The sequence below is a fragment of the Micromonospora globbae genome, from assembly GCF_003610785.1.
In the GTDB taxonomy this organism is placed as follows: domain Bacteria; phylum Actinomycetota; class Actinomycetes; order Mycobacteriales; family Micromonosporaceae; genus Micromonospora; species Micromonospora globbae.
Genome location: NZ_RAQQ01000015.1, coordinates 84,046 through 99,248, shown reverse-complemented (window position 1 = coordinate 99,248; position 15,203 = coordinate 84,046). Strand labels below are relative to the sequence as shown.

The window sequence follows — 15,203 nt, the reverse complement described above, 5'->3', positions numbered from 1 at the left end:
ACCGGTCCCGGGCAGCCGGCGGTGTCAGGCCCCGAGGCCGCGCTCGACCGCCGCGATGATCTGCGGACGCAGCTCCTCGGGCCGGATGATGGCGTCCACCGAGCCGACCTCGACCGCGCGCTGGATGCTGTGCACCCCGTCGAACTCGGCGGCCACCTCGCCCAGCTTCTCCGACCGGACCGCGGCCCGGACGTCCATGAGCTGCGTGACCAGCGCCGCGCGCTCCCCGTTGCTTGCTGCGGCGACGCGTGCCTCCAGCTCCGCCACCCGCGGGTCCTTCGCCGTGCGGGCGTTCACCTCGCCGGCGAAGACCACGGCCGCGGCGGGCGCCCCGCCGATGACCGACGCGAACGAGCCCTCGACGGCGAGCACCGTCATGTTCGGGTTGAGCGCCTTGGAGAACACCACGAACGCCCCGCCGTGGTACCGCGAGATCACGCAGAACACGATCGGCCCGTCGAAGTTCACGATGGCCCGGCCGATCTCCGCGCCGTACTCCAACTGGAGCTGCCGCATCGACTCCGGCGCCCCGTCGAACCCGGACAGGTTCGCCAGCACGACCAGCGGCCGGTTCCCGCTGGCCGCGTTGATCGCCCGCGCCACCTTCTTCGACGAACGCGGGAAGAGCGTGCCCGCCGTGTACGTGTCCGGCCCGTCGGTCGGCGGGAACCCGCGCCGCGGCACCGACCGGGACTCGATGCCGACGAGGCACACCGGGATGCCGCCGAGGTGCACGTCCTGCACGACGGCGGTCTCGGCGTCGGCCATGCCCGCCCACCGCTCCAGGACCGCGTGGTCCTGGTCGGCCAGGGCGCGCATCAGCGTACGGATGTCGAACGCCTTCTTACGGTCGGGGTTGCGGTCCCGCGAGAAGATCTCGCCGACGGTCGTGAAGTCGCTGTCCGGCACCGCGTGCGGGTACGTGCTGATGTCGCGGTCGACCGGGTCGGACGTGACGGCCCGGCGCGGTCGCGCCTCCCCCGGCACCACGTAGGTGTGGTCGTAGTGCGCCATCAACAGGTCCCGGGCGCCACGCAGGTCCGGCGCCCAGTACTGGGCCTGGCCGTTGGGGCCCATCACCCGGTCGTAGCCGCCGATGCCGAAGTTGTCCTCGGCCGACACCCCGCCGGAGAAGTCCAGCGACTGCTTCCCGGTCAGCACCATGGCCGAGTCGGGGGTCATCACCAGGATGCCCTTGGTGTGCATGAGCATCGTGGCCTCGGCGTTCCAGTACGGCTGGGCGCCCACGTTGATCCCGGCGACCACGATGTTGATCTCACCGCCGCGCTGGGTGAACTCCACGATCCGCTTCAGCGCCGCCGCGACCCAGTCCATGTTCTCGGTGCCCGAGCTCATCGAGATCCGCGCGCCCGCCGACACCGCGAACCAGTCGACCGGTACGCGCATCCGCTCGGCCAGGTCGAGCGCGGCGATCACCCGCGCGCACTCCGGCTCGGCGAGGGCGCCCAGCGCCCGGGTCGGGTCGCCGAGCAGCGCCACCCGGGTGACGCCCTCGGGGTAGCGCTCGGTGGGCGTGCTCACCACACCGGCCACGATGCCGGCCCGGTTGCGCCCCTTCGGCCGCTCCACCGGGACCAGCTGGCCGGCGTCGTCCAGGTCGTACTCGGTGAAGGTGCCGCGCGGACCGGCCAGCATGTCGGTCAGCTCGTAGGGGTACGTCGTGCCGCGCCGCCGCGCCGCCAGCACCTTCTGCCGGTAGTCGTCCAGCGGCGGGATCGGCTCGGTCGTGGGCGCCGTGACCGACACCTGCATGCCGGCGTGGTAGGAGATCTCCACGGCGATGTCGGTCAGCTCGCCGGTGGCCCGGTCGCGCTGGCGGCCCAGGAACAGGACCTCCTCCAGGCCCGCGCCGGCCGTGCGCGGCAGGACACGCTGCGCGACGGCGTTCAGCTCCTCGGTGGTCAGCTCGCTCGGCGGCCAGACGTAGATGATGATCCGGTTGGTGTCGAGCCGCTTCTTCGCCGGCCGCTGCGCCTGCACCTTGCGGATGGCGTCGAGACACGCGTCCAGCGCGCCCTCGGCCGCGGGCAGCGCGAGGATCCGTCCGTCGGCGTCGCGCAGCGGCGTCAGGTCGCGGACCTGGGCCATCGCCACCAGCCGCTCGTCGGCCGGATTGTCGGGCGCGACACAGTGGACGACGTAGACCTCCTCGTCGGCCGACGGGAGCCGGGTCAGGTCGAAGTTCCGCAGGCGGGGCAGTTGCAGGCGCTCGGCGATCAGCGGGTGGAGCCCGCGGATGAGCCGGTCCTCCCCGGTACCGGGCCGGAACGTGAAGTGGTGGTGCATCTCCGTCCCGGTGCGCCCGGCCACCGACACCGTCACCCGTGAGACGACGTCCAGCAGCCCGGCGTCATCCAGGATCTCGCGCAGCGACGCGGCCATCGCGTCCGGGGCGGGCTGGTCGGTCCAGGTGAGGTACACGTCGGCCACGGCGCCCGGGCCGGACAGCGCGGCGACCTGCGCCAGGACCGCGGGCAGCTCGGTGAAGTCCGCGGCCGCGGCGACCAGCCGGAACCGCTCACCGTCGCGGTCGTACTCGGCCGTGAAGAAGGCGTGCCCCGCCGTCGTCACGCACCGCGCCCCGCTCACGCCGCGGTTGCCGTAGTAGCGGCGGCTCAGCACCTCGAGCATCGGGCCGTGGTCGCGGCCGGGCTTGCCGATCCGCTGGCCGAGCAGGCGCACCAGCGGCTCGGGCGAGGACACCATCTTCGCGATCCGCTCGGCCCGGTCCGGCGCGTCCGGGTGCCGGTCGAGGTGGCGCAGGTGGCCGCGGACGGCCGCGTACACCTCGGCGCGCTTGCGGCGCAGCATCGGCTGCGCCGCCCAGCGGAACACGATGCTGCGGGCCAGGTCGCCGACCACCGGGAACCGGAGCTGGGTGGCGAAGATCAGGTGCTCCAGCGCCTGGCCGACCATCTCGCGCAGCTCGTCGCCGGGCAGCGGCTCGGCCAGCCACGTCTGGAGGAAGGTGACGATCACCGAGACGTCGGCCGACGCCCGCTGCTGCGCCAGGAAGATCCGGAACACGGCCTCTTCCAGGGCCGGGGTGCGTTCGAAGTCCTCGACGCCGTAGTGGGCCAGCACCCGGGCCAGCCGGGTGCGGAACGTGTCCGGCAGGGCGGCGCGGTCGACGTCGAGGCACTGCAGGTACGCGTGGAAGTACTCGCGGGGGCTGTGCACGCGGGTGTCGGCCCGGGTCTCCTCGCCGAGCGGCCGGTTGCGGCTGAGCTCGGACAGGTCGGCGAACACCTGCAGCAGCCCGACCTCCTCCTCCAGCGGCCGGCGGCCGAGTTCGGCCCGCGCGGCCAGGTAGGCGGTCAGCGCGCGACGCTCGTCGTGGGGGTCGACGTCGTAGCCGAGCAGCAGCCCGCGCAGGTCGGCGATGCCACGCGCCACGCGGGCCTCGGCGGACAGGTCGGTCGGCTCGGGCGGCAGGTCCAGGTCGACGGCCTCGGCCTGCGCGGCCTCGCCCGCCGCGGGATCGCCGACGGGCTCCAGGCGCAGCAGCGGCGCGCCGGTCTCCACCTGGCTGCCGACGGAGACCAGGCACTCGCGCAGCCGCGCCGCGAACGGCGCCCGCAGCACGGTCTCCATCTTCATGCTCTCCAGGACGAGGACGGGCGCGCCCGCCTCGACCTCGTCGCCCACCTCCAGCGGCGTCGCGACGACCAGCGCCGGCGCGGGCGAGCGCAGCACGCCGCCCTCGTCCCGGCTGACCCGGTGCGTGACGCCGTCCACCTCGACCAGGTGGGTGGGTCCGTGGGTGTCGGTGACCAGCCGGAACCGTTGCCCGTTCACCACGATCCGGCCGGTGTGCTCGTCGAAACGCTCCAGTTCGGCGTCCACGGCCGGGGCGGTGCCGATGCCGACGCGGAAGCGGCGCGGCCCGGTCTGCGCGACGGTCACCCGGTAGCTGGCGCCGCGGAGCTTGAGGTCGATCGGCCGGCCGCTCTCGTGCTGCACCTGGGGACGCCCGCCGTGCGCGGTGGTGAGCAGGCGCTGCCGCTCGACGAGGGCCTGGTCCTCGTACGCCTCGATGGCCGCCGCGGCCAGCGCGACGCCGGAGTGCCGGGTGGAGACCAGGCGGCCCTGCTCGCGGACCCGGTCGATCCAGCCGGTGTCCGCGCTCGCGTCGATCACCTCGGGCTGGTCGAGCAGTTCGAGCAGGAAGCTCTTGTTGGTGGCGCCGCCCTCGATGATCACCGTGGTCTCGGCGACGGCGCGGCGGAGCCGACCGAGCGCCTCGTCGCGCGTCCGGCCGTAGGCGATGATCTTGGCGATCATCGAGTCGAAGTCGGCGGGGATCACGTCGCCCTCGCTGACGCCGGTGTCCACCCGGATGCCGGGGCCGCTGGGCAGGGCCAGCCGGACGATCCGGCCGGGCGAGGGCGCGAAGTCGCGGTCGGGGTCCTCGGCGTTGAGGCGCGCCTCGACGGCGTGCCCGGCCTCGGCGGGGATCCGGTCGCCGAGCCGGCCGCCGGCCGCGACGTGGATCTGCGCCTTCACGAGGTCGAAGTCCGTGGTCGCCTCGGTGATCGGGTGCTCGACCTGCAACCGGGTGTTGACCTCGAGGAACGCGAAGAGCTTCTCACCGGGGTGGTACAGGAACTCGACGGTGCCGGCGCCCCGGTAGTCCACGGCCAGCGCGAGCCGCTCGGCCGCCGCCTTCAGCTCGCGGACCTGCTCGGGGGCGAGCACCGGCGACGCCGACTCCTCGATGACCTTCTGGTTGCGCCGCTGCACCGAGCAGTCGCGGACGCCGAGCGCCCACGCCGTGCCCTGGCCGTCGGCGATGACCTGCACCTCGACGTGCCGGGCGCCGGTGACCAGGCGCTCCAGGAACACGACGCCGCTGCCGAAGGCGCGCTGGGCCTCCAGGCTCGTGCGCGCGTACGCGTCGGTGAGCTCCTCGTCGCTGCGGACGACCCGGATGCCCCGTCCGCCGCCGCCGGCGGTCGCCTTCAGCATCAGCGGGTAGCCGATCTCGGCCGCCGCGCGCTTGGCCGCGGCCAGGTTCTCCACCGCGCCACGGCTCCACGGCGCCACCGGGACGCCGACCTCCTCGGCGATCAGCTTCGCGCCGATCTTGTCGCCGAGCGTGCGCATCGCCTCGGGGCTGGGCCCGATGAACGTGACCCCCAGCTTCGCGCAGAGTTCGGCGAACGCCGGATCCTCGGCGACGAAGCCCCAGCCGACCCAGGCCGCGTCCGCGCCCGTCTCGACGAGGGCACGTTCGAGGACGGCGTGGTCCAGGTACGGACGCGCGGAGGCGGGCCCGAGGCAGTAGCTGTGGTCGGCCTCGCGGACGAACGTGGCCGTGGGCTCCGCGTCGGTGTACAGCGCGACGGTCTCGATGGGCGGGGCTGCGGCCTCGGCGTTGAGCTCGCGGACGGCGTGGATCAGCCGCATGGCGGCTTCTCCCCGGTTGACGATGGCGATGCGGCTGAACACCGAGTTGGCCCCCCAAAGAGCGTCGTTCACAGAAGAACGGGGACGCCCTGGTGGCAGAGGTCCCCGCCGACAACCTTCGCCGCTACCGGCCGGTAAGGAACTGTCGCACCGACCAAACTGCGAACGGCGGAAGTTGTGGAGATTCACCAACCCGGACGGTACGCCTTCTCCAAAGATCGATGCATCAGCCCCGCCGGTGACCGCGTCCGACCGACCGGGGAGATTCGCGCCACCACTGTCCGTGACGGCCGCACCGACACGTCCGGGCACCCACCCCGGAAGGATGGATGCCCGGACGTCGGTGGTGCGTCAGAGGGCGAGCCGCTGCCCGGGCAGGATGAGACCCGGGTCGTCGCCGACCACCCGCTCGTTCCGCTCGTACAGGGCCCGCCAGCCGCCGTCCACGTGGTGCGCCTCGGCGATCTCCGACAGCGTGTCGCCGGGCTTCACCACGTACGTGTGCCCGCCGGACGAGGGCGCGGTGCGCGTCGTCGAACCGCGCTCCTTGTCCCGGGTGGACGTGGACGACTTGCCGGTGGAGGTGGACGACTTGCCGGTGGAGGTGGACGACTTGCCGGTGGAGGTGGACGACTTGCCGCTGGACGTCGAGGCGGTGGAGCCGGCCTTCTTGCCGCAGGTCGGCCACGCACCGATGCCCTGGCCGTCGAGCACCTTCTCGGCGACGGCGATCTGCTCGCCGCGGGTGGCGAGGTCGGCACGCGCGGCGTACTTGGTGCCGCCGTACCCCTCCCAGGTGCTCTGGGAGAACTGGAGCCCGCCGTAGTAGCCGTTGCCGGTGTTGATGTGCCAGTTTCCGCCGGACTCGCACTGGGCGATGGCGTCCCAGTTGACCGCGGCCTGAGCGGGCGAAGCGGTGCCGAAGAGGGCGACGGCGCCGGTGACGGCGCCGGCGGCCAGGGTGCCGAGGGCGACGCGACGGGCGGTCACGGCACGGTGACGGGCGTTGTACGCAGATGACATGGGTGTCCTCCACGCCGGCGAGGTGAGCTGTCGGGTTCGGGCCGAGGAGCCCGGCCGCCCATGGCGGCTTCACCCCGAGGCGCGCGGCGCACCGCCGCACGCCGAGGAACGTGGGTCCCCCGCTCCTGCCCGGGTGACGAATTGCCGACGACCGGCGGCAGGATTAGGCGTTTCCGGTCGCGGTGTCCACGATGGCGGACCCGACCGACGCTAGGCGGCTCTCACGACGGTCGCCCACCCCCTGTGAAGTTCTTCACCGGGCCCCGCGTGGCGTCCCTCGCTCGAGTTGCGGACCGCGCGAGGCCGTGCGATGAGTGGCGCGTCGGCGCCGGGACGACCACGCGGCGTACCGGGAAGGTGACACCGCCGTCCACGTGCGACACCCGACACCCGGGATGCCGGACGGCCACCGATGGCACGCACATGATCACCCAACGCGATCATCGGTGGTCCGTACGGGGGACACGGCGGTGACGACTACGACACGAATACGCGCGGGGCTGGGATGCCTCGACACCGTGGGTGAGAATCCGCTACGGAGACCCGGCAGCTCAGGCCGCCGGCAGCCGGGTTTACCGGGGGGAGACAGTGGTGAAGGTAGGGCGGCACACGAACCAGAGGGGGGAATCGCCATGCCCGAGACAGACCGTACCGACTCGGTGACAGAACGACCGGACGGGGTGACCGACCCGTTGCTGTGGAAGCTCGCGCTGGAGGTGGCCGACGCGCACGAGCCCGACGGTGAGGGGGGCTGCCGGAACCTTCTCTGCGCCGGTGAGCCGTGGCCGTGCACGGCGTGGAACAACGCCCAGCGCGCGCTGCGGGCCGCCCAGAGCGAGGCCGACGGCATGGCCGAGCCCGCGCAGGACGGCCCCACCGGCTGGTCGGCGGCCCCGGTCGTGCCCGCGGCCCGCCGCGCCGCGACCGCCCACCTGCGGGAGTCGACGAGCGCCTCGGCCGCCTGACGGGGCGGACGGCCCGACGGCCGGGAGGACGTGTGGGTTCCGCTCCGGGCTGCGGCCGCGGGTGGACCGGTGACGCGGGAGCTGAGCGACGCCGGCCACCGTGGCCGCCCCGGAGCGGGCCGAATATCGGCTGCGGGCCGACGGGTCGCGCCTCTAGGGTGCGCCGCGTGGACCTCGACATCGTGACCCTGGCGGAGCGCCCGGACGTCGGCCCGCTGCTCGACGAGGACTTCGACGGCGCCTGGCCGCCGTTCATGGTCTGGGACCCGATGGGCTCGGTCTACTACAGCGTCGCCCACGAGCTGTACCCGGAGTTCGTGTTCGCCGCCGTCGACCCGGCCGAGCCGGGCCGCCTCGCCGCCCGGGCGTACGCGGTGCCGCTGCGCTGGACCGAGCCGGAGCTGCCCGACGGCGGGTGGGACCGGATGATCCAGCGGGCCACGGTCAACCGGCTCAGCGGCGCGGAACCGAACATCGTCTCGGCGCTGGAGATCTGCATCCGCCCCGACCGTCGTGGCGGCGGACTGTCCGCGCTCATGCTCGACGCGATGCGGCGGGCGGTCGCGAAGCGGGGCTTCGACACGCTGGTGGCGCCGGTGCGGCCGAACGGCAAGCACACCCGGCCCGACCTGCCGATGACCGAGTACGCCGCGCAGGTCCGCGCGGACGGCCTGCCCGTCGACCCGTGGCTGCGGGTGCACGTACGCGCCGGCGGGCGCATCGAGCGCGTCGCGCCCCGGTCCATGGTGATCTCCGGGACGCTCGCCGACTGGCGTCGCTGGACCGGCCTGCCGTTCGACACGAGCGGCCCGGTCCACGTGCCGGGCGCCCTCGTGCCGGTGCACTGCGACGTGGCCCACGACCACGCCGTCTACGTCGAGCCCAACGTCTGGGTCCGGCACCGGCTGTAACGCGCGCCCCGCACCGGCGATTGCGCCGGAAGCGACCCGTCCCGGCAGGTCACCGTGGAGAATGACCCTGGGACGAGGTACGTACGACGGGGGTCGAGGCGTGCTCGGAAGCGGCCTCCTGGCCCGGCTGCGCCACGTTGACCCGGGGTACGCGGCCCTGCGACGCGCCGCGCGACTGACCCTCGTGGCGTCGACCGTCTTCTACATCGGCCGCTACGGCGCCGGTGACGTGACGCTCGCGACGTACGGGCTCTTCGGTGTGGTCGCCACCGGCATGTTCGCGCAGCTGCCGGGGTCGGCCCGCCACCGGGCCCGGATCCTGCTCTCGGCACTGCCGGTGGCCTGGGTGCTGGTCGTCGCCGGCACCCTGCTGGCCGGGAACACCGCGGGCGCCGCCGCCGGAATGCTCGTCATCGGGTTCGCCGTGGCGTTCGCCGGTGTGGGCGGGCCCCACCTCGTCGGCCTGGCCAACGCCTTCCAGCTGTTCTACATCCTCGCCTGCTTCCCGCCGTACCAGCCGGAGACCCTGCCGCAGCGTCTGGTGGGCGTGACGGCCAGCGTGGCGCTGCTCGCCGCCGCCGAGGTGACGATCTGGCCCGACGCCACGCCCGTCTCCTATCCGCGGCGGCTCGCCGAGGCGGCCGACAGCGTCGCGGCGTTCCTCGACGCCACCACGGCCGCGCTGACCGGTCCGGTCAGCGCCCAGCGTGACCGGGACGCCCGGCACGACCAGGCGGCCGAGGCGGTGGCCCGGATCCGCCTGGCCGAGCTGCCGGCGCCGCAGCGACCGACCGCCTCCCGGGCCTCCGACCGGGCGCTGCGGGCCTGCCAGGCGGCCATGCAGGGGCTCCTCGTCAAGACGGCACGGCTCGCGGCGGAGCGTCCGCCCCGGCCGGACCCCGAGGCGGTACGGCTGCTGCGGACGTGCGCCGACACGACCCGGGCCGCCGGCCGCACCCTGCGCGGCGGCACACCCGCGGTGACGGTCGACGACGTGGACGCCGCGACCAGGGCGACCGAGCGGGCGTACCCGCACGCGGGTTCCCCCGCCTACCTCCCCCGGCTGTGCCTGGACGCGACCGTGCTGAGCATCGCCGAGCAGGCCCGCATCCTCGCCGTCTCGGCGCGGACCGCCGCCGGGGTGCCGGCCAGCGACGAGAACCGCGTGGCCAGCGCGTACCAGCAGGTGTTCGCCGACGCGCGGCACGGCCGGTGGACGTTGTACCGGCGGCAGTTCCAGGCCCACCTGACGCTCGGCTCTCCCCCGTTCCAGACAGCGCTGCGGCTGAGTGTGGCGCTGGCCGCCGCCCGCGTGGTGGCCGGCGTGCTGTCGCTCATGCACGGGTTCTGGGTGCTGCTGGCGACCCTCACCGTCCTGCGGACCTCGGCCGTGGACACCCGTACGGCGCTGCGCCCCGCGGTGGTGGGCACGGTCGCCGGCGCGATCGTCAGCGGCCTGCTGCTGCACTTCGTGGGCCAGTTGGTCATCTTCGCGGTCGCGCTGCCGGTCACCATGCTGCTGGCCTTCACCCTGGGGCGGCTGGCCGCGCCGGCCTGGGCGCAGGCCGCCTTCACCCTGGTGCTCACGTTCGTGTTCGCGCAGCTCTCGTCCGGAGGACTCCAGCTGGCCGAGGTCCGTCTGCTGGACGTCCTGCTGGGCACGGCGATCGGCGTGCTGGCCGGCCTGCTGATGTGGCCGCGCGGCGCGCGGGGCGACCTGCGCCGCCACGCCGCCGCCGCGCTCGTGGCCAGCGCCGAGGTGCTCGAGGAGGTCGTCGAGGCGACGCTCGGCGGCCCGGCGTCGGACCGCACGTTCGAGCGGGCCCGGCGCGCCACGATCCTGGCGGACGCCTCCTACGCCCAGTACCACGGGGAGCGTCCGGACCCGCGTACCAGCCGGGTGGACTGGCAGGCCGTCCTGGCCGCCGGGCACCACACGCTGCTGGCCGCCGAGTCGACGCTGGACCGGAACCCGCCCGGCTGCCTCGCCGGCTGGCCGGACGCCGCGGCGCAGCTCCGCGGCACCGTCCGGCGGCTGCGGTCGGCGTACGACGAGGTGGCGCGGCGGATCGCCCACGGTGAACCGGCGCACCCGACGGTCACCCCCACCCGGTGCGTCGACGAGCTGGAGCCGATCCGCCCGGCACTCGACCAGCCGGGCCGTCCCGTGCGGCACCTCGTGGAGGTGCACCTGTTGCTCGCCAGCGCCGCCGACGACCTGGCCCGCACCGGTTCCGGGCGCGACGCCGGGGGTGACCCCGGCGCCGTCACTGGCTCCGAGGGGCCGTGACGAGCCGCGCGAACAGGTCGGCGGCGGCGTCCAGGAGCTCCCGGTCGCCGGTGACGAGCAGGTCGAGCAGCAGGCCGCGGGTCGCGGCGAGGCCGAGGCGGGCCCGCCGGCGGGACTCCGTCTCGTCGAAGCCGAGCCGGACGAACAGCTCTTCGACCGGCCCGGTCCAGGCGGCGACGACCGAGGCGCGGAACGGCTCGGTCCAGGACCGGCCGTGGAGGGCGTGGGCGTAGATCTCGAAGAAGAGCCGCTCCGCGGGGGCCAGCGCGGGATCGGCGAGGCGCCGCCAGAACTGCCGGCTCACCTCCACCGGGTCGTCGGAGCCGGTCGCGAGGGCGGCCAACGCCGCCCGCTGCTCGTCCTCGACGCGGCGGACGACCTCGGCGAGCAGGCCCTCGCGGCTGCCGAAGTGGTAGATCAGCATCCGGTGGCTGGTGCCGGCCCCGGCCGCGATCTCCCGCAGGCTCTGCTCGCTGAACCCGTTCTCCTTCAGGAATGCCACGCACCGGTCGAGCAGCGCCGCGCGGGCGTCACCGGCCATCCGCCGCCTCGTCGTCCTCGGAACGGGCGGCCGCCTCGGCGGCGGCCTTGAGGCCGGCGGCCTCCATCGCGACGTACCGCCGGGTCCTCGCCCGGGTGAACAGCGCGACCAGCCCGGCGAGGGCACCCGTCTGGCGCAGGCCGATGCGGATCCGGGTCGTCCCGTCCGGCTCGCCGCTCAGGTGGTGGTACGCGAGCGTGCGCACGCCGGGCGCGGTGGCCTCCCAGCTGAACGACTCGCGCTCGCGGACGTCGCACACCCGCCAGACCGTCGGCGGCAGGCCGGGCTGCCGGATGCGGAAGCGGTTGCCCACCACCAGTCCCGGACCGTCAAGGGGCTCGACGGACGTCATGGACGCGGTCCACCGCGGATAGTTCGTGACGTCCGCCAGCGCGGCCCAGGTGGGGCCGATGCCGGCGGTGGCGACGGTCGTCTCCTCGTAGTCCATGTACCGGATGGTACATCGACGGTCACCGCGCCCTCTCCCGCGGCGTACCCGCGTCGTACGCGGCGCGTGCCGGGCCTGCCCGCCGACCCGGCCCGGTCCGACGCCGGGCGGGGCTACTCGAACCGGGAGGGGTCCCCGGCCCCGCGGCGCAGCACCTCCGGCTCGTCCTGGGACAGGTCGACCACCGTCGTGGGCTCCTTGCCGCAGTCGCCGGCGTCGACCACCGCGTCGACGAGGTGGTCGAGCCGCTCCTTGATCTCCCAACCCTGGGTCATCGGCTCCTCGTCGCCGGGCAGGATCAGCGTGCTCGACACCAGCGGCTCGCCCAGCTCGGCGAGGAGCGCCTGCGTCACCACGTGGTCGGGGACGCGCACACCGACCGTGCGCTTGCGCGGGTGCAGCATCCGGCGCGGCACCTCCCTGGTCGCCGGGAGGATGAACGTGTAGCTGCCCGGGGTGGCGGCCTTCACGAGCCGGAACACGGAGTTGCTCACCTTGACGAACTGGCCGAGCTGCGCGAAGTCCCGGCAGACCAGCGTGAAGTGGTGCCGCTCGTCGAGGCGCCGGATCTCCCGGATCCGGTCCAGGCCCTCCTGGTTGCCCAGCCGGCAGCCGAGCGCGTAGCAGGAGTCCGTCGGGTAGGCGATGAGGCCGCCGTCGCGGATCAGGCCGACGATCTGGCTCACCGCCCGGGGCTGCGGGTTGTCCGGGTGGACGTCGTAGTACCTCGCCATGGAGAGAGCCTAGTCAGGCCGTGCCCACCCGGCCCACACCGGCGACAGCTCCGGCGCGGCCGTTCGGCGTGGGCCGAACGGTTCCGCTCGTAGCGTCTGCGGTCATGACCGCACACGTCACGATCCAGCCGAAGATCCTCTACTTCGGCACCCCGGTGGTGCTGCTGAGCACCGAGAACGAGGACGGGACGAGCAACCTCGCTCCCATGTCGTCGGCCTGGGCGCTCGGCCAGATGGTGGTCCTCGGCCTCGGCGTCACCGGGCAGACCGCGCACAACCTGCGGGAACGGCCGGACATGGTGATCAACCTGCCGTCCCCGGCCCAGTGGACGGCGGTGGAACGCCTCGCCCCGCTCACCGGCCGCGACCCGGTGCCCGCGCACAAGCGGGGGTTCCGCTACGAACCGGCGAAGTTCGAGGCCGCCGGGCTGCGGCCGGAACCGGCCGAGCTGGTCCGACCGCAACGCGTCGCGGAGTGCCCGCTCCAACTGGAGGCACGGGCCGCCCGGATCACCCCGGACCTGCGCGGCGAGTTCGTGATCGTCGAGGCGGACGTGCTGCGCGTACACGCCGACCCCGCCATCGTGGTGCCCGGCACCCAGCACGTCGACCCCACCGCCTGGCAGCCGTTGATCTACAACTTCCGGCACTACTTCGGCCTGGGCGCGCAACTCGGCCACAGCTTCCGCTCCGACACACCGACCGCCGGCCGGGCCGCCGTCGTGGCATGAGCCGGCGATCCGGCGCTCGGCACGTCCGCGGTTGCCAGGATGGAGGGCATGACAACGATCGCCTTCATCGGCCTCGGCGGGATGGGGCGCCGGATGGCGCGCCGGCTGCTCGACGCCGGCCACGACCTCGTCGTGTGGAACCGGACGCCGCAGCGGGCCGACGACCTCGTCGCCCACGGCGCACGCGCGGCCGCGAGCCCGGCCGACGCCGCCCGCGCGGCCGACCTCGTCATCACGATGCTGGCCCACCCGGCCGCGTTGCGGCAGGTGACCGAGGGGCCGGACGGAATCCTGGCCGGTGCCGCCGCCCCCACCACCATCGCCGAGATGTCGACGGTCGGGCCGGCCGCCGTGCGGCGGCTCGCCGCGGCGCTGCCCGAGGGCGTCGGCCTCCTCGACGCGCCGGTGCTGGGCAGCCACCCCCAGGCCGAGGCGGGCCAGCTGCGCATCTTCGTCGGCGGGCCGGACCCGCTCGCCCGGCGGTGGATGCCCACGCTGGACGCCCTCGGCACGCCGGCGCACGTCGGCCCGCTCGGCGCCGGGGCGGCCGCCAAACTGGTCGCCAACTCGACCCTCTTCGGGGTGCTCGCCGTCCTCGGCGAGGCGCTCGCCCTGGCCGAGGGGCTCGGCCTGTCGCGGGACGTGGCGTTCGACGTGCTGTCGGCGACCCCCGTCGGCGCGCAGGCGGACCGGCGCCGGACGGCGGTCGAGTCGGGCGACGTCCCGCTGCACTTCCCCCTGTCGCTCGCCCACAAGGACGCCGACCTGGTCACCTCGGCCGCCGAGGCCGCGCACATCCGCCTGCCGGTGGCCGAGGCGGCCCGGAGCTGGATCGTGGCGGCCGAGGAGGCGGGCCTCGGCGACCAGGACTACTCGCGCGTGCTGGCCCACATCGTCGACGGCGCCCGCGCCGGCCGCTGAGCCCCTACGCCGCGAACACCGGGATGGACGGCGTCTCGTTGATGTCCGGCCCGAAGAACGTGAAGACCACCAGGTCGGTGTCGCCGGTGTTCTCGATCGTGTGCGGGGCCGTCGCCACGGCGTGGCTCACGAGGAGTTCGTCGCGGTCGGCGTCCCCGCCCCGGACGTCGTGGCCGCAGTACCGGCCGGAGCCCGACCAGACCAGCAGCGAGTAGACCCCCCCGCTCCGTCGCCGTGTGCCGGCCGCCGGGCGGGACGACGAGCTTCTTCCCGCTGAACTTCGGCGTGTTGTAGAAGATCCACCACTCGCTGCCGCCGCCGTCGGTGTCGATCGGCTGGGGCGTCAGGTGGTTGTTCTCGTAGAAGTACGGGTCGCCGTTCAACTCCCACTCGACGAAGTTCAGCGGGAACCGCTCGCCGTGTGCGCGGCGGTCCTCGGGGCGTACGTCGTGGAAGAGCAGCTCCTTGGAGATGATCCGGCCGGCGTTGAGAGCCTGGAACATGGCGAAGACGTCGGAGTCCTCCTGGAGTTCGACGGTGAGCGCCGTGCCCGGCCCGTGCAGCACCCCCGACGGCACCTGGAAGCCCTCGTCGGGCACCTGCAGCTCGGCCCGCGAGTGCCGCAGGATGAGGTCGCTGTCCCAGTCGACGAGGTACGGCAGGAGCACGTCGTACGCGCGCTCGCGGACGATCCACGGGTGCACCCCGAAGAACGTCTCCGGGTGCGGGCCGGCGTCGACCCCGGCCGGGAAGTAGTACTGCTCGTCCTTGGAGCGGCGGCCGAGCAGTTCGGCGAACCGCTGCGGTGGGTGGATGTGGTACGGGATGCGGGCGCCGTAGTCGAGCAGCTTCGCCAGCCGCCCCAGCCCCTGCGGGTGGCTCGCCGCGTACGCCTCGCCCATGATCGCCGCGGGGTCGGCGGCGACGGCGTCGCGCAGCGTCATCCGCGGCCGTCCCGTCGAGTCGACGACGTGGCTGAGCCCCTCGTCGGGCGGGCCGATCCGGTTGTCGGCCTTCGTGGTGGAGCCCAGCCAGCGTTCGCAGACGTAGCCGCGCTCGCCCAGGTCGTACGCGTCCTCGGGCAGGCCGAACCGGCGGCCGGGAGGCACCAGGTCCCGGGCGACGAAGGCCGGGGCGAGCCGCAGCACTCCCCCGCCGTCGTTGAGCAGTTCCTCGACCAACCGGCGGGGCGACGCGGCCGTCATGCCC

General features: G+C 74.0%; 11 protein-coding genes and 1 riboswitch. Of the genes, 5 read left to right on the top strand and 6 right to left on the bottom strand.

Going from position 1 to position 15,203, the window contains the following annotated elements:
• Window positions 1–24: 24 nt before the first annotated feature.
• Complete coding sequence (locus D7I43_RS20645; RefSeq protein WP_120330187.1) at window positions 25–5,472, bottom strand: ATP-binding protein; 5,448 nt, start codon at window positions 5,470–5,472, stop codon at window positions 25–27.
• Between the two features lie 309 nt (window positions 5,473–5,781).
• Window positions 5,782–6,453 (bottom strand): LysM peptidoglycan-binding domain-containing protein, encoded by a 672-nt coding sequence (locus D7I43_RS20640; protein WP_120330186.1) that lies wholly within the window; start codon window positions 6,451–6,453, stop codon window positions 5,782–5,784.
• A riboswitch (cyclic di-AMP (ydaO/yuaA leader) is annotated at window positions 6,451–6,633 on the bottom strand. Its footprint overlaps the gene before it by 3 nt.
• 452 nt (window positions 6,634–7,085) lie before the next feature.
• Between D7I43_RS20640 and D7I43_RS33705 the strand changes: the two genes are divergently transcribed.
• The 3 genes from D7I43_RS33705 to D7I43_RS20625 all read left to right on the top strand — a co-directional run bounded on the left by D7I43_RS33705 (window position 7,086) and on the right by D7I43_RS20625 (window position 10,619).
• Window positions 7,086–7,418, top strand: coding sequence for a hypothetical protein (locus D7I43_RS33705; protein WP_240033069.1), 333 nt, complete (start codon window positions 7,086–7,088; stop codon window positions 7,416–7,418).
• A 167-nt stretch (window positions 7,419–7,585) separates the two neighbouring features.
• Window positions 7,586–8,329: an N-acetyltransferase gene (locus D7I43_RS20630; RefSeq protein ID WP_120330269.1), complete on the top strand. Its 744-nt coding sequence runs from the start codon at window positions 7,586–7,588 to the stop codon at window positions 8,327–8,329.
• A 100-nt stretch (window positions 8,330–8,429) separates the two neighbouring features.
• Window positions 8,430–10,619: an FUSC family protein gene (locus D7I43_RS20625; protein WP_120330185.1), complete on the top strand. Its 2,190-nt coding sequence runs from the start codon at window positions 8,430–8,432 to the stop codon at window positions 10,617–10,619.
• Here D7I43_RS20625 and D7I43_RS20620 read toward each other — a convergent pair.
• From D7I43_RS20620 to D7I43_RS20610, 3 genes are all read right to left on the bottom strand, one after another.
• On the bottom strand, window positions 10,597–11,160 hold the full coding sequence (locus tag D7I43_RS20620) for a TetR/AcrR family transcriptional regulator (protein ID WP_120330184.1): 564 nt from the start codon (window positions 11,158–11,160) through the stop codon (window positions 10,597–10,599). The two genes, D7I43_RS20625 and D7I43_RS20620, sit on opposite strands and share 23 nt — an antisense overlap.
• Window positions 11,150–11,608 carry an SRPBCC family protein gene (locus tag D7I43_RS20615; RefSeq protein ID WP_120330183.1) on the bottom strand — a complete coding sequence of 153 codons (459 nt, stop codon included), beginning with the start codon at window positions 11,606–11,608 and terminating at the stop codon, window positions 11,150–11,152. The genes D7I43_RS20620 and D7I43_RS20615 overlap by 11 nt, the downstream gene beginning before the upstream one ends.
• A gap of 113 nt (window positions 11,609–11,721) precedes the next feature.
• Window positions 11,722–12,342 carry an L-threonylcarbamoyladenylate synthase gene (locus D7I43_RS20610; RefSeq protein ID WP_120330182.1) on the bottom strand — a complete coding sequence of 207 codons (621 nt, stop codon included), beginning with the start codon at window positions 12,340–12,342 and terminating at the stop codon, window positions 11,722–11,724.
• 104 nt (window positions 12,343–12,446) lie between these two features.
• Here D7I43_RS20610 and D7I43_RS20605 point away from each other — a divergent pair, with 104 nt between their 5' ends.
• Together D7I43_RS20605 and D7I43_RS20600 are read left to right on the top strand one after the other, a co-directional pair.
• Window positions 12,447–13,073: a flavin reductase family protein gene (locus D7I43_RS20605; RefSeq protein ID WP_120330181.1), complete on the top strand. Its 627-nt coding sequence runs from the start codon at window positions 12,447–12,449 to the stop codon at window positions 13,071–13,073.
• A gap of 48 nt (window positions 13,074–13,121) precedes the next feature.
• A complete protein-coding gene (locus D7I43_RS20600; RefSeq protein ID WP_120330180.1) occupies window positions 13,122–13,994 on the top strand; it encodes an NAD(P)-dependent oxidoreductase in 873 nt (290 codons plus the stop codon).
• Here the strand turns inward: D7I43_RS20600 and D7I43_RS20595 are convergent.
• Window positions 13,943–15,199: a cupin domain-containing protein gene (locus D7I43_RS20595; RefSeq protein WP_120330179.1), complete on the bottom strand. Its 1,257-nt coding sequence runs from the start codon at window positions 15,197–15,199 to the stop codon at window positions 13,943–13,945. The two genes, D7I43_RS20600 and D7I43_RS20595, sit on opposite strands and share 52 nt — an antisense overlap.
• Between the last annotated feature and the right edge of the window lie 4 nt (window positions 15,200–15,203).

What these genes read in the sequence shown, in the direction of transcription:
- D7I43_RS33705 (WP_240033069.1), top strand. Translation starts at nt 7,086, where the DNA reads ATGCCCGAGACAGACCGTACCGACTCGGTGACAGAACGACCGGACGGG.
- D7I43_RS20600 (WP_120330180.1), top strand. Translation starts at nt 13,122, where the DNA reads ATGACAACGATCGCCTTCATCGGCCTCGGCGGGATGGGGCGCCGGATG.
- D7I43_RS20620 (WP_120330184.1), bottom strand. Translation starts at nt 11,160, where the DNA reads ATGGCCGGTGACGCCCGCGCGGCGCTGCTCGACCGGTGCGTGGCATTC.
- D7I43_RS20615 (WP_120330183.1), bottom strand. Translation starts at nt 11,608, where the DNA reads ATGGACTACGAGGAGACGACCGTCGCCACCGCCGGCATCGGCCCCACC.
- D7I43_RS20640 (WP_120330186.1), bottom strand. Translation starts at nt 6,453, where the DNA reads ATGTCATCTGCGTACAACGCCCGTCACCGTGCCGTGACCGCCCGTCGC.
- D7I43_RS20605 (WP_120330181.1), top strand. Translation starts at nt 12,447, where the DNA reads ATGACCGCACACGTCACGATCCAGCCGAAGATCCTCTACTTCGGCACC.
- D7I43_RS20610 (WP_120330182.1), bottom strand. Translation starts at nt 12,342, where the DNA reads ATGGCGAGGTACTACGACGTCCACCCGGACAACCCGCAGCCCCGGGCG.
- D7I43_RS20595 (WP_120330179.1), bottom strand. Translation starts at nt 15,199, where the DNA reads ATGACGGCCGCGTCGCCCCGCCGGTTGGTCGAGGAACTGCTCAACGAC.